This is a genomic window from Pseudomonas sp. MPR-R2A5 (genome assembly GCF_058793055.1).
This window is the reverse complement of the sequence record NZ_JBXAFK010000015.1, coordinates 80,745-102,364: the sequence shown is the minus strand read 5'-3', so window position 1 is coordinate 102,364 and position 21,620 is coordinate 80,745. Positions and strand designations below refer to the sequence as shown.

Sequence of the window (21,620 nt, the reverse complement as noted above, 5' to 3'; positions counted from 1 at the left end):
GACTCTGGGCGCCATCAACCTACTTCCCCCATTCGGTCACGTCGCCCATGTTCAAGCCACAATTACTGCCAGCCCTTGGTCTTGCATTCATGGCCTTGTTCGCCACGGCTCACGCCCACGCCGATGAAAACTCGTCCATCCGTTCGCCGGAGTGGGCGCAACCCGTGGGCGACCAGTACAACCTGCACCAGATGACACCCACGCTCTACCGCAGCGCGCTGCCGGACAGCAACGCGGCGCCCCTGCTGGAAAAACTCAAGATCGGCACCGTGATCAACTTCCTGCCGGAATCCGACGCCAGCTGGCTCAAGGCCCCTGGCATCCGGCAGGTGCAGTTGGCTTATCGCACCAACCATGTCGATGACACCGACGTGCTGGCAGCGCTCCGCGCGATCCAGGAGGCCCAGGCCAATGGCCCGGTGCTCATGCACTGCAAGCACGGCTCGGACCGCACCGGCCTGATGGCGGCGATGTATCGCGTCGTGGTTCAGGGATGGAGCAAGGAAGAGGCGTTGAACGAAATGACCCTGGGCGGGTTCGGTACCAGCAACGGCTTCAAGGATGGCATTCGCTACATGATGAAAGCCGATATCGACAAGTTGCGCACAGCCTTGGCGAAGGGCGATTGCAGCACCAGCGCCTTTGCCCTGTGTTCGATGAAGGATTGGATTACGACCTCCGGCAAGCCAGAGGAAAAACTGTAGGCGCAAGCTCGCGAAGAGCCTCAACGACGCCGCGGGTATCCTGAATGCCCGCGGCGTCCTCGCGTTTTTTCGCGAGCAAGCTCGTTCCTACAGGGGCTTGCGTGGGTGCGTCAGTCTTTCTTCAGCTTCGGATTAGGAAAAAACTGTACCGCCTGCACCTTCGGATCCGGCGCTTTCAACGCCGACGTATTGACCCGCGTGCCCAACTCCTTGGGCACCGACAAACCTTGATCATTCAGCGTATCGGTATACCCGCAAGCCACGCATTCGCGGTGCGGGACGCTGTCCTCGGTCCACATCTTGAGCTTGTCCGGCTCGCTGCACGCCGGGCAGACCGCCCCGGCGATAAATTGCTTCTTGGTGATCACAGGCCCGTCACTCATGCTGCCGCGCCCTCACTCAGGCCGCTGTGGCGCAAGAGTGCGTCAATCGACGGCGCGCGTCCGCGGAAGTCGACGAACAGCACCATCGGCTCCTGGGAGCCGCCACGGGCCAGGATGGCTTCGCGGAATGCGCGGCCGGTCTCGGCATTGAGCACGCCTTCTTCTTCGAACTTGGAGAAGGCGTCGGCCGACAGCACCTCAGCCCACTTGTAGCTGTAGTAACCCGCGGCATAACCGCCAGCAAAAATGTGCGCAAAGCTGTTGGGGAAACGGTTGTAGGCGGGTGGACGCATCACCGAGACCTCGTCGCGCACCCCTTCGAGCACCTGCGCCACACTGCGTCCGTCGCCATGTGTCGCATGCAATTCGAAGTCGAACAACGAGAACTCCAACTGTCGCACCATCATCAGGCCGGACTGGAAGTTCTTTGCCGCCAGCATTTTTTCCAGCAGGTCCTGGGGCAGCGGCTCACCGGTTTCATAGTGGCCGGAGATCAACGCCAAGCCTTCCGGCTCCCAGCACCAGTTTTCCATGAACTGGCTCGGTAACTCCACCGCATCCCAGGCCACGCCGTTGATGCCGGAAACGCCGGCGTGCTCAACGCGGGTCAGCAGGTGATGCAGGCCGTGGCCGAATTCGTGGAACAGGGTGGTCACTTCATCGTGGGTCAGCAGGGCCGGCTTGCCGCTGTCGGCCGGGGTGAAGTTGCACACCAGGTTGGCCACCGGGCTCTGCAGCACACCGTCGATGGTACGACGGCGGTCACGCGCGCCGTCCATCCAGGCACCGCCACGCTTGTTGGCGCGGGCGTACAGGTCGAAGAAGAAGCGACCGACATGCTGGCCGTTCTCCTTGATTTCGAACAGGCGCACGTCCGGGTGCCAGGTGTCGAAGCCTTTCTGTTCGGCGATTTCAATGCCGTACAGGCGCTGCACGATGGCGAACAGGCCGCTGAGCACTTTGTCGATCGGGAAGTAGGCGCGCAGGGCTTCCTGGGACACGCTGTAGCGTTGCTCACGCAGTTTTTCGCCGTAGAACCCGCTGTCCCAGCTTTGCAAGTCAGCGCAGCCTTGTTCGGCGGCGTAGGCCTTGAGCTGTTGCAGGTCCTGGGCGGCAAACGGCTTGCTGCGTTTGGCCAGGTCACGCAGGAAACTCAACACCTGGTCGCTGGACTCGGCCATCTTGGTGGCCAGGCTCAGTTCGGAGAACGAAGCGAAACCCAGCAGCTTGGCCAGTTCCTGGCGCAGGTCGAGGATCTGTTCCATCACCGGGCCGTTATCGTTCTGACCGGCATTCGGGCCTTGGTCCGACGCCCGGGTGCAGTAGGCGGCGTAGACTTCTTCACGCAGGGCGCGGTCCTGGGCGTAGGTCATCACCGCGTAATAGCTGGGGAACTCCAGGGTGATCAACCAGCCGTCGAGGCCTTTGGCCTGGGCAGCGGCGGCCATCTGCGCCTTGGCCGAGTCGGTCAGGCCGGCGAGCGTGGCTTCATCGGTGATGTGCTTGGTCCAGGCCTGGGTGGCATCCAGCAGTTGGTTGGAAAATTTGCTGCCCAGTTCGGAGAGTTTGCTCTGCACTTCGGCGTAACGTTTTTGCTGCTCGGGCGGCAAATCGATACCCGAGAGGCGGAAATCGCGCAGGGAGTGCTCCAGGATAGTTTTTTGCGCCACGTCGAAACCGGCGGCTTCCGGGCTGTTGGCCAGTGCTTCAAAAGCCTGGAACAGTTCACGGTTCTGGCCCATCTCGGTCGAATAGGCACTCAATGCCGGCAGGCATGCCTCGTAGGCTTCACGCAGTTCGGCGCTGTTGCATACGGCATTCAAGTGGCTGACCGGGCTCCAGGCGGCGCCCAGGCGGTCGTTGAGTTCGTCCATGGCCAGGACCAGGCCGGCCCACGTCGGATTTTTCCCCTGGCTTTGCAGGATGCCTTCGATGGCAACACGGTTGTCCGCGAGGATCTGTTCAATGGCCGGCTGCACGTGCTCGGCACGGATCGCCGAGAACGGCGGCAGGTCGTAGGACTGCAAAAGAGGGTTGTTCGCGCTCACGGTTGGCACCTTGGCTGAAGAAACGGGTAAGACAAAGATGGGGCCATCTTAATTACAATCAACGCCCACCGCAGCTATCAGCAGAAGAGAGAGAGGCTATCGTGACCCTTCGCACCTATCAGAACCACACGCCAACCCTGGGCGCCGGGGCTTTTGTCGACGTTTCGGCAGTGGTGATCGGCGATGTCGAAATCGGCACCGACAGCTCCGTTTGGCCGCTGACCGTGATCCGTGGCGACATGCACCGCATCCGCATCGGTGCGCGCACCAGCGTGCAGGATGGTTGCGTACTGCACATCACGCACGCGGGGCCGTTCAACCCGGAGGGTTTCCCACTGCTGATCGGCGACGACGTGACCATCGCCCACAAAGTCATGCTGCATGGCTGCAACGTGGGCAGCCGTATCCTGATCGGCATGGGCAGCATCGTGATGGACGGCGCGGTAGTGGAGGACGATGTGATCATCGGCGCTGGCAGCCTGGTGCCACCGGGCAAAAAACTGGACAGCGGTTTTTTGTATGTCGGCAGCCCGGTCAAGCAAATTCGCCCCCTGACGGACAAGGAGCGCGCCTTTTTTACCTACAGCGCCGCGAACTACGTAAAGCTCAAAGACCTGCACCTGGCAGAGGGGTTCGACCAGTGAACCTGCACTATCCGACCGTTTTATTCGACCTCGACGGCACCCTGACCGACCCACGCGAAGGCATCACCCGTTCGATCCAGTACGCCCTCGGCAGACTGGGGATCGATGAGCCTGACTTGACCAAACTGGAACACTTTATCGGCCCGCCGTTGCTGCAAGCGTTCATGCAGTTCTACGGTTTCGACGAGGCGAAGGCGTGGGAGGCGGTGAATTTCTACCGTGAGCGCTTCAAGGTCACCGGGCTGTATGAAAACCGGGTGTTCGACGGGGTTATGCCGTTGCTGGAAGAATTGAACGGCCAGGGACGCCAACTGTACGTGGCCACGTCCAAACCGTGGGTGTTTGCTCGCGAAATTGCGCGGCATTTCGATTTTGCCAAACATTTCAAGGTGATCTACGGCAGCGAGTTGGACGGCACGCGCACCAACAAGGTCGAGCTGATCGCCCACCTGATCAGCGAGGAGGGGCTGGACCCGGCGACCACCCTGATGATCGGTGATCGCAAGCATGATCTGATCGGCGCACGCAGCAATGGGCTGGATTCGGCGGCTGTCGGTTATGGGTTTGGTAGTTTCGAAGAGTTGAATGCTGAGGCGCCGACCTGGCACTTTGAGACGTTGGCGCAGATGCATCAGGCGTTTTTGCAGCGGCCCTGAGACCGCCATCGGAGGCAAGTTCGCCGATCAAATGTGGGAGGGGGCTTGCCCCCGATGAGCATGGGTATCTACGCAACTTTCAGACCTTGAGAACTCTCCCTGTGGCGAGCGGGCTTGCCCCGCGTTGGGCTGCGCAGCAGCCCTAAAACCTCAGTCCGCGGTCTATCTGAAACAGCGCGGTGATCTTAGTGGGGCTGCTTCGCAGCCCAACGCGGGGCAAGCCCGCTCGCCACAACAGCCCTGTCTGCCGGGAGGGCAGCGTTGAGCCTAAGTTGTGTAGATACCTATGCCCCGATGAGGCCTTACAGATCAACCCCCTTCCAACTGCCTCAACGCAGCCTTGCGCTCCCCCACCGGCAACTCGCCCAGCGTCTCCACCGCCGCATAGAACTTCAGCCAATCCCCGCCTTCCTGCCGAAACAACGCGGCAAACGCCGGCACCCATTGGTCATACAGCCCGAACGGCAACAACCGCGCGTTGTTCATGGGTTGGTTGATCCAGGCGTCATAACGCTTGTCGCCGCCCCACTGGCTGTCGCGCATGCGCTGGTAGTCACTGCGCAAGCGCTCAAATTCCGCCGCTTTGGCCCGCCTCATCAACGCAGCCGACAACGGCTGTGCGTACAAGGCCTCCAGGCGTTTGCGGGTATCAAGAATCAGGCGGATAAACTGATCGCGATGTTGCAATGCTGCATCGCTCAAAGGCGGCAGGCCACGGGCGGCGCGCCATTGTCGCGTGCCTTCCTGCTCGACGAAGTTGGCAAAGGACTCATTGAATTCGGTGTCGTCCTTCACATAGAAGCGCTGGTGCGCGAGCTCATGAAAGATCAACGTGGCCAGGCGCTCGTCCCCCCAATTCATCATTGAACTCATGATCGGGTCATTGAACCAGCCCAAGGTGGAATAGGCCTCGACCCCTCCGATCGATACATCCATGCCCTGTTGCTTGAGCAACGCCGCCTCGCCCCGTGCCGCGCCCTGGCTGTAATAGCCGCGATAGGCCACGCAGCCTGCAATGGGGAAGCAATGGTTCTGGGGGGAGAGGGAAAATTCCTCGGTGGCGAAGACGTTCCACACGACATAGGGCCGGCCGATATCGGCGTACAGGCGGTAACTCTGATTGTCGGGCAGGTGCAGATGCTGGCTGGCGAAGGTGCGGGCCTTCTGCGCTTGTGCAAGGCGGTCACGCAATAATTGCGGGCGAGAGGGATCAGCAATGACCTGCGCCACCGGCTCCCGGGCCTGCAACAACTGCCACTGGCCACTCGCCAACTGGCTGTAATAACTGACACTGGAGCAACCGCTGAGCAGCCCCACCAACAACCCCGGAAGAAAACGCCTGACCATGCCCCGACTGCTCCTGGGTAATTTGCTCGCCAGCCTATCGCGCCAGCACGGAATTTTTCCATGCCTGGGCATGTTTATACTCATGGGGAGTCTGTTGCCATCGGCAGCGGGCTCATACCTTTTCTTTCGTTGAGTGCCTGCCATGCGTCCGCTATTGCTTACCGTCGCCGCCCTGTTTCTCAGCGCCTGTGCCTCGACGCCCATCCCTCCGGTCGACCCCAAACAGGCCTGGGTCGATTTCGCCACGCCGACACCGGGCGCAAAACTGGTGATGGCCCAGCGACTGGACGGCAAGAACCTTCCGGACGGACGCTTCTTCCAGGTGCCGCCGGGCAGTCATGAGTTGATGGTGCGCTTTGATTTCGAGGTGCCGACCGGCGGCAGCCTCAATGGCTTTGGGCAAACGAGCGACCGTACCTGTTTCATCACCCTGCAGTATGACCATTTCGAGGCCGGCCAACGTTATCGCCTGGAAGGGCGCTCATTGGCCTTCACGCCGAATATCCGGCTGTATAACGCCGCTCGCCAATTGCTGGCTGAAGAACGCAGCGTCAACTGCCTGTGATCAGTCGTTATTTTTCTGATAGAGGATGCGCTTGGTGCCGTTTTCGCACGTACCGACAATCATCGCGCTGTCATGATTCTTGGCTTCTTCGGCGGTGATGATTTCCAGGGTGTAGGACGGAATCGCCTTGGCCTGGATATTCACTTCGATCTCTTTCCTGAGCTCTTCACAATCTTTTGGAGCGGCCACGGCCGATGTGGCCAGCACAGCGCAGATGATCGCCAAGGCAAAACGTTTCATGTGTGAAGCTCCCTGAATGCATGCGCACGGGTGTGCGCCTAAGGCTGCATAGGCTATAGGACCACATCGGGGAAACACGAGTTCTGATTTAACGCACAACTGAATGTGGGAGGGGGCTTGCCCCTCTCACATTTTTAAGACGGTGTCAGTTGACCAGCGTGGCATCCAGGCTGATTTTCGCATTCAGCACCTTGGACACCGGGCACCCTTCCTTGGCCTTTTTGCTCAATTCATCGAACTGCGCCTGGCCGGCGCCGGGGATCTTGGCCTTGAGCACCAGGTGCACGGCGGTGATCGCAAAGCCGCCCTCGACCTGGTCCAGGGTCACTTCGGCCTGGGTGTCGATGCTGTCAGCCTTGAGCCCGGCGTCGCCCAGGATCATGGAAAAGGCCATGGAGAAACAGCCGGCGTGGGCCGCACCAATCAGTTCTTCAGGGTTGGTGCCCTTGCCGCCTTCGAAACGGGCCTTGAAGCCGTAGGGCGCTTCGCGCAGTACGCCGGTTTCCGTAGAAATGGAACCCAAGCCAGTCTTCAGATCACCTTCCCAATGCGCGGATGCTTTTTTAACGATACTCATAGCTGTCTCCTCGAACGTGGTTTTGCGTCAGTAAGGGTTCTGAGGATAGTCGCCCCTGCAAAGTTCATCTTGTCGGAGAAACCTAGCAATTTAGTAGGAAATTTCACCCTCGCTATTGAATCTCGGGTATATGCCCTCATTGCATAGAACATGCACATGAAGCGGCAGGTTTTGGTTCGTCTAAAAAGCCTGCGCCCCCCATTTGGAGAAGCAGGCTTATGAAATCGCTGTCCGACGTGAAGTTCTCAACCCTCGACCTGGTGCCCGTACGGGCCAACGGCAGTCCGGCGCAGTCACTGCGCAACTCCCTGGACCTGGCCCAGCACGTGGAAAAATTCGGCTACCACCGTTTCTGGGTGGCGGAACACCACAATATGGACGGTATCGCCAGTTCGGCGACCTCGGTACTGCTGGGCTACCTGGCCGGTGGCACCTCGACCATCCGCGTCGGCTCCGGTGGCGTGATGCTGCCCAACCACGCGCCGCTGGTGATCGCCGAGCAGTTCGGCACCCTGGAAAGCCTCTACCCCGGTCGTATCGACCTGGGCCTGGGCCGCGCTCCCGGCTCCGACCAAATGACCGCCCGCGCCCTGCGCCGTGAGCGCTCCGGCAGCGCCGACGACTTCCCGGAAGATGTGGCCGAACTGATGGCCTACCTGGGCCCACGCACCCCCGACCAACGGGTGATCGCCGTACCGGGCACCGGTACCAACGTGCCGGTCTGGCTGCTGGGTTCCAGCCTGTTCAGCGCGCAACTGGCGGGGGAGCGCGGTTTGCCCTACGCCTTCGCCTCCCATTTCGCACCACGCCTGATGCATGAGGCGATTCGCGTGTACCGCAACCACTTCAAGCCTTCCGCCGTGCTCGACAAGCCCTACGTGATGCTCGGCATTCCGCTGGTGGCCGCGGATACGGATGAGCAAGCCGATTACCTGGCCACTTCGGTGTACCAGCGCATCCTGGCGCTGATGCGCGGGCAGAGCCTGGTGCAGCGCCCACCGGTGAAAACCATGGATGGCCTGTGGCTGCCCCATGAAAAAGACGCGGTCGGCAGCTTCCTCGGCCTGGCGATGGTGGGCAGCCCGGCGAAGATCCGCGCCAAACTGGAGGTGTTGATCGAACAGACCGGCGCCGACGAATTGATCTTCACCTGCGACCTGTACGAGCACGCCGACCGGATTCATTCCTACGAACTGCTGGCGCAGTTGATGAAGGGCTAAACCCCAGGCGAAAAAAAACCGACGCACCTGCGTCGGTTTTTTATGTCCGGAGCACGGGATTAACCGCGCTTGTAGACGATTTCCTTGGTGCCACCTTCGCAGGTGCCGACCACTTTTTCGGACGAGGCGCCTTTATCCACCACTTCCAGCGAATAATGCTGAACGCCTTTCGCATCCAACTTTGCTGCAATCTCGCTTTTCAGCTCTTCACAAGGCTTGCCCGCCGCCAGGGCTGTGCCCGCCATGCTCAACAAACCTACCGCCAACAGGAACTTCTTCATCCGTTACTTTCCTTGCGCTGATCGAAAAGAGCATGCCGATGCTTGTCGCATCGGCCCCCATTGTTTGTAGCGCAGGTTATGGCAATCGGCCAGCCGGCAAGTTCAACCGACTCGATCAACTACTGGCAATTCGGAACCCCACCTTCAGCGTCACCTGGAAGTGCGCGGCCTTGCCGTCCTTGATATGGCCACGGGTTTCCGTCACCTCGAACCACTCCAGGTGCTTGATGCTCTTGCTGGCTTCGGCCAGGGCGTTGTTGATCGCATCTTCAATGCTGGTGGTCGACGAGCCGACCAATTCGACTTTCTTGTAGGTGTGGTGATCAGACATGGGGTTTCTCCTGAGAATGGTCAATAAAGCCTAGCAGTCAATGTTCATACTGCTTCTGGCGACCATTACGGCCTGAAAGTTCAGATTTACTGCACTTTCTGAAACCGGCGCAGTCGGTATCTACACACGCCACTCAATCACTTCAGGAGAGTCCACATGGCCAACACTTCTTTACGCAAAGCGTCGCTGGAAAGCATGGAAGCCGAGATTTCGAGCCTGCTCAAGTCCCTTGAGAGCCTCAAGGATGATGCGTCCGATGAGTCGCGCAAAACCCTGAAGGCCCTGAAAAGCAACGCCGAGAATGCCCTTAAGCACTCGCGCCACCTGATCAGCGACGCCTACGAAGAAAGCAAAGTCAAAATCCGCGAAACCGGTGTCGCCACCCGCGACTACGCACAAGAGCACCCATGGACCACCGCTGGCGTTGCCGTTGGCGCACTGGGCCTGCTGGCGGCTTACCTGCTGTGCAAGCGCGGTGACTGATACGCCGGCTAGCCCGGTTGGCGCAACAGCTCAGCCTTGAGCCACTGTGCCAGCTGCCGAGCGCGCCCGTCTGCGGCGCGCTTGGGCAGCCACAATGCCAGGTGCGCCGGGGTTTCACTGAACCCCCACGGCGCTACCAGGCGACCCGCTCGCAGGTCCTCTGCCACCAGTGGTTGCGGCGCAATCGCCACCCCCAGCCCAGCCACTGCCGCCTCCAGCAAGTAATACAAATGCTCAAACCCTTGCCCGAGCTTCAATGCTCCTGGCTCGATGCCGTGCTGCTGCGCCCAACTCGGCCAGGCTTGCGGGCGCGAGGTGGTGTGCAACAGTGCTTCACCGCACAGCGCCGAGGCGGGCGCTTGGCGCAAGCGCTCGTAACCGGCGAAACGCGGGCTCATTACCGGGCCGATGCGCTCGCTGGCCAGCTCATACACCTGCATATCCGCCGGCCACGGTGGCTCGGCAAATACCAATAGGGCGTCCAGCCCGGGCCGCCGCGGGTCGAGATCGCCTTCGCCGGCCGACAAATGCAGGCGCAAGTCGGGCAGGTCGGCATTCAAACGGCCCAAGCGAGGAATGAACCAGCGCGCCAGCAAACTGCCGGAACAGCCGAGCACGAACGGGGCATCGGCGCTGCTTTGCGTGAGTTCGGCGCACACATCCCGCAACCGCTCGAACGCCTCGGCACTCGCATCCCGCAGGCGAACACCGGCATCTGTGAGTTTGAGTCCGCGTCCATCCTTGACGAACAGGCTGACACCCAAATGTTCCTCCAGCACTTTCAGCTGACGGCTGACCGCACCGTGGGTCACATGCAACTGCTCTGCTGCCTGGCTGACGCTGTTGAGGCGGGCGGTGGCTTCGAATGCGCGCAAGGCATTGAGGGGGGGAAGGTCTCGGCTCATCTGTGAGTTTTCCTGACAGGTTGCGTCGATCTTATCGGTTTTCAGCGTCAGGCGTCAGGGGTAGAGTGGCCGTCATTGTTTCTTACACACCTTCTTTCCAGGAGCGCCCCATGACTCAGTCCCAGACCGATCTGCGCAACGGCCCCGACGCCAATGGCCTGTTCGGCGCATTCGGCGGCCGCTACGTGGCCGAAACCCTGATGCCGTTGATCCTCGACCTGGCCCGCGAATACGAAGCGGCCAAGATTGATCCGGCGTTCAATGAGGAATTGGCCTACTTCCAGCGCGACTACGTGGGCCGTCCAAGCCCGCTGTATTTCGCCGAGCGCCTGACTGAGTTCTGCGGCGGCGCCAAGATCTACCTCAAGCGCGAAGAGCTGAACCACACCGGCGCGCACAAGATCAACAACTGCATTGGCCAGATCCTGCTGGCGCGGCGCATGGGCAAGAAACGCATCATCGCCGAGACCGGCGCCGGCATGCACGGCGTGGCCACCGCCACCGTGGCCGCGCGCTTCGGCCTGCAATGCGTGATCTACATGGGCACCACCGACATCGAGCGCCAGCAGGCCAACGTGTTCCGCATGAAACTGCTGGGCGCTGAGGTGATCCCGGTGGTCGCCGGCACCGGCACCCTGAAAGACGCGATGAACGAAGCCCTGCGCGACTGGGTCACCAACGTCGACGACACCTTCTACCTGATCGGCACCGTGGCCGGCCCGCACCCCTACCCGGCGATGGTGCGTGATTTCCAGGCCGTGATCGGCAAGGAAACCCGCACCCAGCTGCAAGCCCAGGAAGGCCGCCTGCCCGACAGCCTGGTGGCATGCATCGGTGGCGGCTCCAACGCGATGGGCCTGTTCCACCCCTTCCTGGATGACACCAGCGTCGAAATCATCGGCGTCGAAGCGGCCGGCCACGGCATCGAAACCGGCATGCATGCCGCCAGCCTCAACGGTGGCGTACCGGGCGTGCTGCACGGCAACCGCACGTTCCTGTTGCAGGACGACGACGGCCAGATCATCGACGCCCACTCGATTTCCGCCGGCCTCGACTACCCCGGCATCGGCCCTGAACACGCCTGGTTGCACGACATCGGCCGCGTCCAGTACACCTCGGTGACCGACCACGAAGCGCTCGACGCCTTCCACAAATGCTGCCGCCTGGAAGGGATCATCCCCGCCCTGGAAAGCGCCCACGCCCTGGCCGAAGTGTTCAAGCGTGCGCCAACCCTGCCCAAGGATCACCTGATGGTGGTCAACCTGTCCGGCCGTGGCGACAAAGACATGCAGACCGTGATGCACCACATGGAACAGTCCCAGCAGGAGAAACACTAAATGAGCCGCCTGCACACTCGCTTTGCGCAACTCAAGGAACAAAACCGCGCCGCCTTGGTGACCTTCGTCACCGCTGGCGACCCGGGTTATGACACCTCCCTGGCGATTCTCAAGGGTTTGCCGGCTGCCGGTGCCGATGTCATCGAACTGGGCATGCCGTTCACCGACCCGATGGCCGACGGCCCCGCCATCCAACTGGCCAACATCCGTGCGCTTGAGGCCAAGCAGAATCTGGTGAAAACCCTGCAGATGGTGCGTGAGTTCCGTAAAGACAACCACGACACTCCGCTGGTGCTGATGGGTTACTTCAACCCGATCCACAAATATGGGGTGCCGAAGTTTATTGCCGACGCCAAGGAAGCCGGTGTGGACGGCCTGATCGTGGTCGACATGCCGCCTGAGCATAACGGTGAGCTGTGCGACCCGGCTCAGGCAGCAGGCATCGACTTTATCCGCCTGACCACGCCGACCACCGACGACGTGCGCCTGCCCACCGTTCTCAACGGCAGCTCCGGCTTTGTGTACTACGTGTCCGTGGCCGGTGTGACGGGGGCTGGTGCCGCCACCCTGGAACACGTTGAAGAAGCCGTGACCCGCCTGCGTCGGCATACCGACCTGCCGATCAGCATCGGTTTTGGTATCCGTACGCCGGAACAAGCCGCGGCCATCGCGCGCCTGGCCGATGGTGTAGTGGTGGGCTCAGCGCTGATCGATCACATCGCCAACGCCAGCAACGATCAACAAGCGATCGATGGGGTATTGAGCCTGTGCGCGGCGCTGTCGGAAGGTGTCCGTAACGCCCGTAAGTAAACGCCATGTAGCCAGAGGTAAAGTTCCTGATACAGAGGAATCAACGCGCGCAATCACGGCCTAAACAGCAAGACCAAGGGATTTCGAACCTCGTTCGAGATCCCTTTTTTTGTATGTGTGCCCTGAGGAATACCCGATGAAAATGCCTAAATCCGTGATTGCCGGTCTTGGTGTGCTGGTGCTTGGCGCCAGCGCCCTGGTGCACGCCGCACCGCCCGACCAGCGCGATGACGACCGTGGCGGCCCGCAAGGCCAGCACGAGCAGCGTGGCGATGACCATCGGGGCCCACCGGATGATCGACGTGGCGGCCCGCCCCGGGACTTCGGCCCCGTGCGCCAGATCATCCATGACAACCACGGCCAGTTCTCCCGGGGCGCGCCGCCGCCGCCCAACGTGCGCCTGGTACGCGGTCAGCCGCTGCCCCGTGGGTACTACGGCGAACGCCTGGACAACCGCGCCCTGGCACGCCTGCCGGTCTACCCAGGTTATGAATGGCGCCGCTCGGGGCCGGATGTGGTGTTGATTGCCGTAGGGACAGGCATCGTCTACGAGATTCTGGACGGTGTGCTCAACTAAGCCTTTCCACAGCCCACTGTAGGAGCGAGCTTGCTCGCGAAAAACGTCCTGACGACGCGCTCATCCAGAATGCCCGCGTTATCGTTGACGATCTTCGCGAGCAAGCTCGCTCCTACAGTTAAACGGTTGTGTTAAAGCTCGATGCGTTCGACTTTGCCTACGAGCAATATGTAGGAAAGTGCCCCAAGCAACGCCAGCACCGCGATGTAGGTAATCGCCGGTGCAAACGAATCCCCGCTGGCCAGGAAGCCAATCACGATCGGTGTGGCAATCGCCGCCAGGTTGCCGATGAAGTTAAATACCCCACCGGTCAGCCCCAACAAGCGCGCAGGTGCCAGGGTCGACACCAGCGACCAGGTAATCGACGCCAAGCCATTGCCAAAGAACGCCACCGCCAGGAACGCAATCACCCACGCCGTCGAATCCACATAGTTGGCGCCAATGATCGCCGTGGAAATCAGCAGCCCGCCAATGATCGGCAATTTGCGTGCAAACCCTACCGACGCCCCCCGGCGAATCAGCCAGTCGGAGAAAATCCCGGAACACAGCACACCCACGAACGCCGCCAGGAATGGCAACGACGCGAGCAGGCCGGACTTGATGAAGTCCATGCCGCGATATTTCACCAGGTAGGTCGGGAACCAGGTCAGGAAGAACCACAACGTGGAGTTCAGGCAGAACTGGCCGAGGTAGATGCCCCAGAGTTTGCGCTTGCTCAGCACAATCCCCAGGTCGACCCAACTGAACGGTGCCTTGACCGCTTTCGCCTGCATATCCACCAAACCGCCGCCTTCACGGATCAGCTCGATCTCGGCCACGTTGGCGCCTTTAAAATCCTTAGGCTCGCGATACACCGCGTACCAAACCAGCGCCCACAGAATGCCCACGCCACCGGTGGCTACAAACACCATATGCCAGCCGAATGCGTGCTGCAGCCAGGCCAATACCGGCGTGAGGAACGCCAACCCGACAAATTGCCCGGAGGTATAGACGCCAATCGCAGTGGCCCGCTCACGCTCAGGAAACCAGGTAGTGACCACGCGGCTGTTGATGGGATACGCCGGGGCTTCCAGGGCACCCACCGCCATGCGCAGGACGAACAGCGCGATAAAGCTGGCGGCGAAGCCCAGCATCACGGTGGCAATCGACCACAGCAGCAGGGCCGCCGTGTAGAGAATGCGCGGCGGCACGCGGTCGACCAACCAGCCGCCGGGGATCTGCATGGCGGCGTAAGTCCAGCCGAACGCGGAGAAAATCAACCCGACATGCACCGGGTCGATGCCCAGCTCGCTGGTCAACGCCGGGGCGGCAATCGACAGGTTGCTGCGGTCGAGGTAGTTGATCACCACGGTGATAAACAGCAGCACCATGATGAAAAAACGCTTTCTGGTAGGCGTGACTAAAGAAGCCTGCCCGGTGAAGGATTCAGGGTGCATGGGGTTGCCTCTTCTTATGTTTATTGAGGACTGAAACTGAGCTGACTGAAGAAATCGGATCAACATGTGGGAGGGGGCTTGCCCCCGATAGCGGTGTGTCAGCTAGCACATCCATAGCAGGCAGACTGCAATCGGGGGCAAGCCCCCTCCCACATTTTTTGATCGCATTGATTCAGTCAGAGGCTGTTACCACTCGGCAAAGCTGCCATCGGCATGACGCCAGATCGGGTTGCGCCAGCGGTGGCCGATGGCCGCGCGCTCGATCACGTATTCCTCGTTGATCTCGATGCCCAGGCCCGGCCCGTTGGGGATCTTCACGAAGCCCTGGTCATAGTCGAACACGCCCGGATCGCGCACGTAGTCGAGCAGGTCGTTGCTCTCGTTGTAGTGAATGCCCAGGCTCTGCTCTTGGATAAACGCGTTGTAGCAAACCGCGTCCAGTTGCAGGCACGCCGCGAGGGCTATCGGGCCCAACGGGCAGTGCAGGGCCAGGGCCACGTCGTAGGCTTCGGCCATGTTGGCGATCTTGCGGGTTTCGGTAATACCGCCGGCATGGGAAGCGTCCGGCTGGATGATGTCGACATAGCCTTCGCTGAGCACACGCTTGAAGTCCCAACGCGAGAACAGGCGCTCGCCCAGGGCAATCGGCGTGCTGGTCAGCGGTGCGAGTTCTTTCAGCGCTTCATAGTTTTCGCTGAGCACCGGCTCTTCGATAAACATCAGTTTGTACGGATCCAGTTCCTTCATCAGCACCTTGGCCATGGGCTTGTGCACGCGGCCATGGAAGTCGACGCCAATGCCCACGTTAGGGCCGACGGCATCGCGCACGGCGGCGACGTTGGCCAGGGCCAGGTCGACCTTTTCAAAGCTGTCGACGAACTGCAATTCTTCAGTGCCGTTCATTTTCACCGCAGTGAAGCCACGGGCCACGGCTTCTTTGGCGGCGCGGGCGGTGTCGGCGGGGCGATCGCCGCCGATCCATGAATACACGCGGATCTTGTCGCGCACCTGACCGCCCAGCAGGTCGCTGACCGACACTCCCAGGGCTTTGCCCTTGATGTCCCACAGCGCCTGATCGATGCCGGCCAAGGCGCTCATGTGCACGGCGCCGCCGCGATAGAAGCCGCCGCGGTAGAGCACGGTCCAGATGTCTTCGATATTGCGTGGGTCCTTGCCGATCAGGTAATCGGACAGTTCCTCGACCGCCGCCGCCACGGTGTGGGCGCGGCCTTCGACCACAGGTTCGCCCCAGCCGGTCACGCCTTGGTCGGTTTCAATCTTGAGGAAGCACCAGCGCGGTGGAACGATAAAGGTCGTCAGTTTGGTGATTTTCATCTTCTTATCTCTCTTGTCGATGCAGCGCCAAGGCGCAAAGCTTGCGATCAGTTCAGGGCATCAATTCAGCGCGTTCCAGGCTGCGACATAGGCTTGGGCACTGCTCGCCACCTGGTCCACGGACATGCCCGGCTTGAACAACCCCGAGCCGAGGCCAAAGCCCCTGGCGCCTGCGTCGAAATACACCTGCATGTTGTCCGGGGTCACGCCACCTACCGGCAGCAACAGCGTGCCCGCCGGCAAGACCGCCAGCCACGCCTTGATCACCGCCGGCCCCATTTGCTCGGCCGGGAACAGCTTCAACACATCCGCACCTTCGGCCAGCGCGGCGAACGCCTCGGTCGGGGTGGCAACGCCGGGCGACAGGTACAGGCCCGCGGCTTTCGCGGCGCGCAGCACCTTGGCATCGCTGTGCGGCATCACGATCACCTGGCCGCCGGCGGCCTTGACCTGCTCGACCTGCTCGGGCGTCAACACCGTGCCGGCGCCGATCAGGCAATCGTCGGGCAGGCTGTCGCGCAGGGTGCGGATGCTGGTGTAAGGGTCGGGTGAGTTGAGCGGAACTTCGATTACCCGGAACCCGGCCTCGTACAGCACCTGGCCGACCGCCTCGGCTTCGTCTGGGCGCAGGCCGCGCAGGATGGCGATCAAACCGTTGTGTGCAAGTGCTTGCTTGAGCATGTCAGGCCTCCAGGGCAGGTTGAATGAGCCCGGCCGCCAGCGCCAGTTGCCATAGGCCGCGCTCGGTGGCTTCCTGCGCCAGGCTGACGTGGGCGAAGTCGCAGAGCGCGAGGGCGCGTTGATAGCGGGCACAGAGTGGCGCGGCACCGACCAGGATGATCGGCGTGTGTTTGGCGCCAGCCGGCAAGCCAGCGAGTTCATGACCGATCAGCAGGCCGGAGAGGTAATCGGGTTGCTGCTCGGCGCCGAGTTCGGCGGTCAGCCCCAGGGTGCGTGCACTGAACAAGGTCGACAGCACCCCGCGCTGACCGTCCGACGAGCGCGCAACCTGCACGCCTCGGTCGAAGGCGTCGGCCTGGAAATGCTCGGGGGTCTTCTGGGTGCGGCCGAGAATGCTGTGCTTGCTCAGCACCGCGAACAGCTCGCCGGTCATGAAGGTGTCGAAGTGGGTGATGCAGCCGTCGGCGACCTCGACCCATTTGGAATGGCTGCCGGGCAGGCCGATCAATAACTCACCACCGGCCCGCAGGTGTTGCAGCACGCCCAGCACCTGGGTTTCTTCGCCGCGCATCACATTGGGCAAGCCGACCTGTTCGATAACGCCGGGCACGATATACACATCGACACCGCGCAGGCTGCGTACGCGGTGCAATGCCTGGCCCAGGCTGGCGACATCGACAGGGGTATTGCGATAGGCCGCCTCGCTCCAGCCCTGGGCGCTGCCGACCATGCCACAGGCAATGACCGCAAGGGTCGGTTGAGCATCGAGCCAATCACCGCAGGCGGCATCGAACGCCAACTCGAAGCCATTGCTGCAGCGTGTGCCAGCGATGTCCCGTGGCTCAACGGGCAAGTGCATGATCCCGAACGCCAGCGAGCGCTGTTCGAGCACGACGCCAGCCGGGCCAAGTTTATAAGCACGAAGGGAGCTGGTCCCCCAGTCGAGCGCGATCAATTGCGCCTGCATCGCTTCACCTGAAATGAGTGGGTGCTGAAAAAAGCAGATGGGCGAATATAAACCTATGCTGGCGAATATCTCAATATATAAATATCAGTCCCATATAGTGAGACAAGGCAATGTGAATCCCGAGACTTCCGCGCCTGGTAACAAGCAGGAAGAAATCGGTTTATCGGGGAAGGGAAGTTAAAAACCCGACAGATCCAGCTCGCGCATCGCGCCCATCCAGATCGCGTAGTCGGTGTGGTCCTTCAGGTCATTGCCGGTGTCCGGGTGCAGGAACACCACCAGGCCATTGCGATTGAGCGCCAGCCACGGCAGCACCACACCGATGTATTCCGGGTCGAACGCCAGTTGGCAGCTCCAGTCCGGGTGCGGGCCGACCGGCCGCTCATGCACACGGCCCATGTGCAGCGGGAACAGCCTGGCGGCGTCCTCACAGAACTGGCGCGCCTGGTCAAGGGTGCTGGCGTCGAAGTAGACATGGGCGTGGTAGCCCTTGATACGTTGCATGGCGAAATCCGCGTCCAATGTGCGGCAAATCCTAGACCGCAATCGACGGCAGGGCCAGCCCGGTCAACGACTGTGCGCTGCTCGCCTGTTCCGCCAGCAACCAGTCGACAAAACGCTCCACCAATTGGCCCCGACGTTTGCGCTGGGGTTGCACCACGTAATAGCCGAAGCGCGAGATCACCGTGTCGCTGATCGGCCGGCACAGCCACTTCTGTTCCAGCAGGTTATCGACCAGGTGACGCCAGCCGATGGCCACTCCCTGGCCAGCAATCGCCGCCTGGATCAGCAGGGTGTAGTTATCAAAGCGCAATTGGCCAGGGGTCGGAGCCCGGGTAATGCCCAGCTCGCGAAACACGCCGCTCCAGTCGAACCATTGGCTGTTGTTTTCCTGGCGCAGGTGCAGCAGGGGATAGTCCGGCAAATTCTGCACCGTCAATGGCGTGTCCTGGTCCCTGAGCCACTGCGGGCTGCACACGGGGAACACTTCTTCGTTGAACAGCCACAGGCTGTCGCCCTGCTTGAAACGGCCATCGCCGAATAACACTGCCACGTCGATGTCGCTACGCAGGGTCGCATGGTTGCGCTCACTGGTGACCAGGCTCACATCCACCTGGGGGTTGGCCGCGTGGAAGCGATGCAGGCGCGGCATCAGCCAGTAGGCGGCGAAGGCGAAGTCGGTGGCCACTTGCAGCACTTCATGCTGGTCCTGCTGGGTGATCACGCTCAGGCCGTGATTGATGGCTTGCAAACCGCCTTGCACATGCTCGAACAGCAGGGCGCCGGCATCGGTCAGTTCGATGCCACGGTAGATGCGATCAAACAGGCGGATCGTCAGTTGTTCTTCGAGACGCTTGATCTGTTGGCTGATGGCGGGCTGGGTAGTGCCCAGCTCTACCGCGGCAGCAGTAAAGCTGCGATGGCGCGCCGCCGCCTCGAACGCACGCAGCAGGTCGAGGGATACATCGCCGAGGGCTTCATACATAAGCTGTGCTTATCCTAGACATTGCCTTTCATGGGCTTTACCCCATTCTGCATGGGCTGCATGCTCATTCGCATAAACACCGCCTATGGAATGCCGAAGACCCATGAAGCGCAAGAACATTCTTTTCATCATGGCCGATCAAATGGCCGCGCCGCTGCTTCCGTTCTACGGATCTTCCCCGATCAAACTGCCGAACCTGAGCCGCCTCGCGGCGCAAGGCGTGGTGTTCGACGCCGCCTATTGCAACAGCCCGCTGTGTGCACCGTCGCGCTTTACCCTGGTCAGCGGCCAGTTGCCGAGCAAGATTGGCGCCTATGACAACGCGGCCGATTTTCCCGCCGATGTGCCGACCTACGCCCACTACCTGCGTCGCCTGGGCTACCGCACCGCGTTGTCGGGCAAGATGCACTTCTGCGGCCCGGACCAGTTGCACGGCTACGAAGAGCGCCTGACCAGCGACATCTACCCGGCCGACTATGGCTGGGCGGTGAACTGGGACGAACCCGACGTACGACCCACCTGGTACCACAACATGTCATCGGTACTGCAAGCCGGCCCGTGTGTGCGTACCAACCAGCTGGATTTCGATGAAGAGGTGGTGTTCAAGGCCCAGCAGTACCTGTTCGACCATATCCGCGAGGACGGTGACCAGCCGTTCTGCCTGACCGTGTCGATGACCCATCCTCACGACCCGTACACCATTCCCAAGCCGTTCTGGGACCTGTACGACGACAGCGACATCCCTTTACCTGCGACGCCCGCCCAGGCCGATCTCGACCCGCACTCCCAACGCCTGCTCAAGGTCTACGACCTGTGGGACAAGCCGCTGCCGGTAGACAAGATCCGCGACGCGCGCCGTGCTTATTTCGGCGCATGCAGCTACATCGACAGCAATGTCGGCAAGCTCCTGCAAACCCTGGAAGACACCGGCCTGGCCGACGATACGATCATCGTCTTCTCCGGCGACCATGGCGACATGCTCGGCGAGCGCGGCCTCTGGTACAAAATGCACTGGTTTGAAATGGCCGCGCGCGTGCCGTTGCTGGTCAGTGCGCCGGGGCAGTTCGCGGCGGGTCGCGTGACCCAGGCTGTCTCCACCGCCGACCTGCTGCCAACCCTGGTGGAACTGGCCGGTGGCGAACTGGACGCGCGCTTGCCGCTGGATGGCCGCTCACTGGTCCCGCACTTACAGGGCAAGGGCGGGCATGACGAAGTGTTCGGCGAATACATGGCCGAAGGCACCATCAGCCCGCTGATGATGATTCGCCGTGGCGCGTACAAATTCATCTACAGCGAAGACGACCCGTGCTTACTGTTCGATGTGCAAAACGACCCGCACGAGCGGGAAGACCTCAGCCAGTCACCGGAACACCGACCACTGTTCGAGGCGTTTTTGAGTGAAGCGCGGGCCAAATGGGACATCCCGGCGATCCACCAGCAGGTGCTCGCCAGCCAACGCCGTCGTCGCCTGGTGTTCGAGGCGCTGACCCAAGGCAAGCTGAAGAGCTGGGATCACCAGCCACTGGTCGACGCCAGTCAGCAATACATGCGCAACCATATCGACCTCGATGACCTGGAGCGCAAGGCACGTTATCCACAACCCTGCCAAACCAATAAATAGACAGAGGGAAGGCCATGCAAAAGTTGACTGCGGTAGTGGGCATGTTGGTGCTGAGTAGCGCCAATGCGTATGCGGACACCAGCTGTGACACGGTAAAAATGGCCGATCCGGGCTGGAGCGACATTGCCGCCACCAATGCCATCACCGGTTTTCTGTTGAACGGCATGGGCTACAAGGTCAAGGTCGACACCCTGGCGGTGCCGATTACCTTTGGCGGGCTCAAGGACGGCCAGGTGGATGTGTTCCTGGGTAACTGGATGCCGGCGCAGCAAGGCTTCTATGACAAGTTCGTGGCCAATGGCGAGGTGGTGCAACTGGCGAAAAACCTCGACGGTACCGAGTTCACCCTCGCCGTGCCGGACTATGTGTGGGACGCCGGAGTGCATGACTTTGCCGACCTGAACACATTTGCCGACAAGTTCGACAAGAAGATCTACGGGATCGGCTCCGGTGCGCCGGCCAATATCTCGTTGCAGGAAATCATCAAGAAGAATGACTTCGAGCTGGGCCAGTGGAAGCTGATCGAGTCCAGCGAACAGGCAATGCTCGCCGAAGTGTCACGGGCCGTGAAGAAACAACGCTTCGTCACCTTCCTCGGCTGGACACCACACCCGATGAACGTGCAGTTGAAAATGCACTACCTCAAAGGCGGCGAGAAATACTTCGGTGACACCGGCAGCGTGTATACCCTGACCCGTAAAGGGTATGCACAAGCCTGCCCGAATGTTGGAAAGCTGCTGACCAACCTGAGTTTCACCCAGGAGATGGAGAACAGCATCATGGCTGAGGTAGTCAACAACAAGGTCAGCAACGCGGATGCGGCGAAGACGTGGCTCAAGACCAACCCGGCAGTGCTGGAAAAGTGGCTCGATGGCGTGAAAACCGTAGATGGCCAGGATGCGTTGCCAGCGGTAAAAGCCAAACTCTAGATGACACCTCCGCCCTTTGGAGAGGGGTCCCGTGACAGGCTTGCGTGCTCTGACAGG

Annotated in this window: 25 protein-coding genes; 11 read left to right on the top strand and 14 right to left on the bottom strand. The window is 61.1% G+C overall.

Going from position 1 to position 21,620, the window contains the following annotated elements:
- Positions 1 to 47 precede the first annotated feature (47 nt).
- Positions 48 to 704: a phosphatase domain-containing protein gene (locus AC1Q6I_RS13430; RefSeq protein WP_024072599.1), complete on the top strand. Its 657-nt coding sequence runs from the start codon at positions 48 to 50 to the stop codon at positions 702 to 704.
- A gap of 110 nt (positions 705 to 814) precedes the next feature.
- Here AC1Q6I_RS13430 and AC1Q6I_RS13425 read toward each other — a convergent pair whose 3' ends face one another.
- Together AC1Q6I_RS13425 and prlC are read right to left on the bottom strand one after the other, a co-directional pair.
- Positions 815 to 1,087 (bottom strand): YheV family putative zinc ribbon protein, encoded by a 273-nt coding sequence (locus AC1Q6I_RS13425; RefSeq protein ID WP_024072598.1) that lies wholly within the window; start codon positions 1,085 to 1,087, stop codon positions 815 to 817.
- A complete protein-coding gene (gene prlC / locus AC1Q6I_RS13420; protein ID WP_102623683.1) occupies positions 1,084 to 3,135 on the bottom strand; it encodes an oligopeptidase A in 2,052 nt (683 codons plus the stop codon). The genes AC1Q6I_RS13425 and prlC overlap by 4 nt, the downstream gene beginning before the upstream one ends.
- 101 nt (positions 3,136 to 3,236) lie before the next feature.
- Between prlC and AC1Q6I_RS13415 the strand changes: the two genes are divergently transcribed.
- Together AC1Q6I_RS13415 and AC1Q6I_RS13410 are read left to right on the top strand one after the other, a co-directional pair.
- A complete protein-coding gene (locus tag AC1Q6I_RS13415) occupies positions 3,237 to 3,779 on the top strand; it encodes a gamma carbonic anhydrase family protein (protein WP_102623682.1) in 543 nt (180 codons plus the stop codon).
- Positions 3,776 to 4,435 (top strand): HAD family hydrolase, encoded by a 660-nt coding sequence (locus AC1Q6I_RS13410; RefSeq protein WP_102623681.1) that lies wholly within the window; start codon positions 3,776 to 3,778, stop codon positions 4,433 to 4,435. Before AC1Q6I_RS13415 ends, AC1Q6I_RS13410 begins: the two co-directional genes overlap by 4 nt.
- A gap of 309 nt (positions 4,436 to 4,744) precedes the next feature.
- Here the strand turns inward: AC1Q6I_RS13410 and AC1Q6I_RS13405 are convergent, their stop codons facing one another.
- Positions 4,745 to 5,782, bottom strand: a complete 1,038-nt coding sequence (locus tag AC1Q6I_RS13405; protein ID WP_102623680.1) for an aminopeptidase — start codon at positions 5,780 to 5,782, stop codon at positions 4,745 to 4,747.
- A 142-nt stretch (positions 5,783 to 5,924) separates the two neighbouring features.
- Here AC1Q6I_RS13405 and AC1Q6I_RS13400 point away from each other — a divergent pair, with 142 nt between their 5' ends.
- The gene (locus AC1Q6I_RS13400) at positions 5,925 to 6,347 is read left to right on the top strand and encodes a PA0061/PA0062 family lipoprotein (protein ID WP_024072593.1); all 423 of its coding nucleotides are present in this window, start codon (positions 5,925 to 5,927) and stop codon (positions 6,345 to 6,347) included.
- On the opposite strand, the gene AC1Q6I_RS13395 is transcribed toward AC1Q6I_RS13400, so the two are convergent.
- Entirely contained in the window at positions 6,348 to 6,587 is a 240-nt protein-coding gene (locus tag AC1Q6I_RS13395) for a DUF1161 domain-containing protein (RefSeq protein WP_024072592.1), read from the bottom strand.
- A gap of 145 nt (positions 6,588 to 6,732) precedes the next feature.
- Complete coding sequence (locus tag AC1Q6I_RS13390) at positions 6,733 to 7,164, bottom strand: OsmC family protein (RefSeq protein ID WP_102623679.1); 432 nt, start codon at positions 7,162 to 7,164, stop codon at positions 6,733 to 6,735.
- 218 nt (positions 7,165 to 7,382) lie between these two features.
- Here AC1Q6I_RS13390 and AC1Q6I_RS13385 point away from each other — a divergent pair, with 218 nt between their 5' ends.
- Positions 7,383 to 8,384: an LLM class flavin-dependent oxidoreductase gene (locus tag AC1Q6I_RS13385; RefSeq protein ID WP_024072590.1), complete on the top strand. Its 1,002-nt coding sequence runs from the start codon at positions 7,383 to 7,385 to the stop codon at positions 8,382 to 8,384.
- Positions 8,385 to 8,443: 59 nt separating this feature from the next.
- Here AC1Q6I_RS13385 and AC1Q6I_RS13380 read toward each other — a convergent pair whose 3' ends face one another.
- Positions 8,444 to 8,665: a DUF1161 domain-containing protein gene (locus AC1Q6I_RS13380; protein ID WP_024072589.1), complete on the bottom strand. Its 222-nt coding sequence runs from the start codon at positions 8,663 to 8,665 to the stop codon at positions 8,444 to 8,446.
- 115 nt (positions 8,666 to 8,780) lie between these two features.
- Positions 8,781 to 8,996 (bottom strand): dodecin, encoded by a 216-nt coding sequence (locus tag AC1Q6I_RS13375; RefSeq protein WP_003214895.1) that lies wholly within the window; start codon positions 8,994 to 8,996, stop codon positions 8,781 to 8,783.
- Between the two features lie 156 nt (positions 8,997 to 9,152).
- On the opposite strand from AC1Q6I_RS13375, the gene AC1Q6I_RS13370 reads away from it, so the two are divergent.
- Positions 9,153 to 9,479 (top strand): ElaB/YgaM/YqjD family protein, encoded by a 327-nt coding sequence (locus tag AC1Q6I_RS13370; protein WP_003170746.1) that lies wholly within the window; start codon positions 9,153 to 9,155, stop codon positions 9,477 to 9,479.
- 8 nt (positions 9,480 to 9,487) lie between these two features.
- On the opposite strand, the gene AC1Q6I_RS13365 is transcribed toward AC1Q6I_RS13370, so the two are convergent.
- Positions 9,488 to 10,384, bottom strand: coding sequence for a LysR family transcriptional regulator (locus tag AC1Q6I_RS13365; RefSeq protein WP_069074934.1), 897 nt, complete (start codon positions 10,382 to 10,384; stop codon positions 9,488 to 9,490).
- 110 nt (positions 10,385 to 10,494) lie between these two features.
- Here AC1Q6I_RS13365 and trpB point away from each other — a divergent pair, with 110 nt between their 5' ends.
- The 3 genes from trpB (at position 10,495) to AC1Q6I_RS13350 (ending at position 13,108) form a co-directional block, all read left to right on the top strand.
- Complete coding sequence (gene trpB / locus AC1Q6I_RS13360) at positions 10,495 to 11,721, top strand: tryptophan synthase subunit beta (RefSeq protein ID WP_024072587.1); 1,227 nt, start codon at positions 10,495 to 10,497, stop codon at positions 11,719 to 11,721.
- Positions 11,722 to 12,531 (top strand): tryptophan synthase subunit alpha, encoded by an 810-nt coding sequence (trpA, locus tag AC1Q6I_RS13355; RefSeq protein WP_024072586.1) that lies wholly within the window; start codon positions 11,722 to 11,724, stop codon positions 12,529 to 12,531.
- 136 nt (positions 12,532 to 12,667) lie between these two features.
- Positions 12,668 to 13,108: an anti-virulence regulator CigR family protein gene (locus tag AC1Q6I_RS13350; RefSeq protein WP_024072585.1), complete on the top strand. Its 441-nt coding sequence runs from the start codon at positions 12,668 to 12,670 to the stop codon at positions 13,106 to 13,108.
- Between the two features lie 131 nt (positions 13,109 to 13,239).
- Here AC1Q6I_RS13350 and AC1Q6I_RS13345 read toward each other — a convergent pair whose 3' ends face one another.
- The 6 genes from AC1Q6I_RS13345 to AC1Q6I_RS13320 form a co-directional block, all read right to left on the bottom strand.
- Positions 13,240 to 14,544 (bottom strand): MFS transporter, encoded by a 1,305-nt coding sequence (locus AC1Q6I_RS13345; protein ID WP_024072584.1) that lies wholly within the window; start codon positions 14,542 to 14,544, stop codon positions 13,240 to 13,242.
- Positions 14,545 to 14,730: 186 nt separating this feature from the next.
- On the bottom strand, positions 14,731 to 15,879 hold the full coding sequence (gene dgoD, locus AC1Q6I_RS13340) for a galactonate dehydratase (protein ID WP_010565827.1): 1,149 nt from the start codon (positions 15,877 to 15,879) through the stop codon (positions 14,731 to 14,733).
- Between the two features lie 60 nt (positions 15,880 to 15,939).
- Complete coding sequence (locus AC1Q6I_RS13335) at positions 15,940 to 16,560, bottom strand: 2-dehydro-3-deoxy-6-phosphogalactonate aldolase (protein WP_024072583.1); 621 nt, start codon at positions 16,558 to 16,560, stop codon at positions 15,940 to 15,942.
- Position 16,561: 1 nt separating this feature from the next.
- On the bottom strand, positions 16,562 to 17,527 hold the full coding sequence (locus AC1Q6I_RS13330; RefSeq protein WP_102623678.1) for a 2-dehydro-3-deoxygalactonokinase: 966 nt from the start codon (positions 17,525 to 17,527) through the stop codon (positions 16,562 to 16,564).
- 177 nt (positions 17,528 to 17,704) lie between these two features.
- Positions 17,705 to 18,031 carry a DOPA 4,5-dioxygenase family protein gene (locus tag AC1Q6I_RS13325; RefSeq protein ID WP_041161068.1) on the bottom strand — a complete coding sequence of 109 codons (327 nt, stop codon included), beginning with the start codon at positions 18,029 to 18,031 and terminating at the stop codon, positions 17,705 to 17,707.
- A 31-nt stretch (positions 18,032 to 18,062) separates the two neighbouring features.
- A complete protein-coding gene (locus AC1Q6I_RS13320) occupies positions 18,063 to 19,013 on the bottom strand; it encodes a choline sulfate utilization transcriptional regulator (RefSeq protein ID WP_102623677.1) in 951 nt (316 codons plus the stop codon).
- Between the two features lie 103 nt (positions 19,014 to 19,116).
- On the opposite strand from AC1Q6I_RS13320, the gene betC reads away from it, so the two are divergent.
- Both betC and choX read left to right on the top strand, forming a co-directional pair.
- Positions 19,117 to 20,634 carry a choline-sulfatase gene (betC, locus tag AC1Q6I_RS13315; RefSeq protein ID WP_102623676.1) on the top strand — a complete coding sequence of 506 codons (1,518 nt, stop codon included), beginning with the start codon at positions 19,117 to 19,119 and terminating at the stop codon, positions 20,632 to 20,634.
- 14 nt (positions 20,635 to 20,648) lie between these two features.
- On the top strand, positions 20,649 to 21,563 hold the full coding sequence (gene choX, locus AC1Q6I_RS13310; RefSeq protein WP_069077287.1) for a choline ABC transporter substrate-binding protein: 915 nt from the start codon (positions 20,649 to 20,651) through the stop codon (positions 21,561 to 21,563).
- Positions 21,564 to 21,620: the final 57 nt, after the last annotated feature.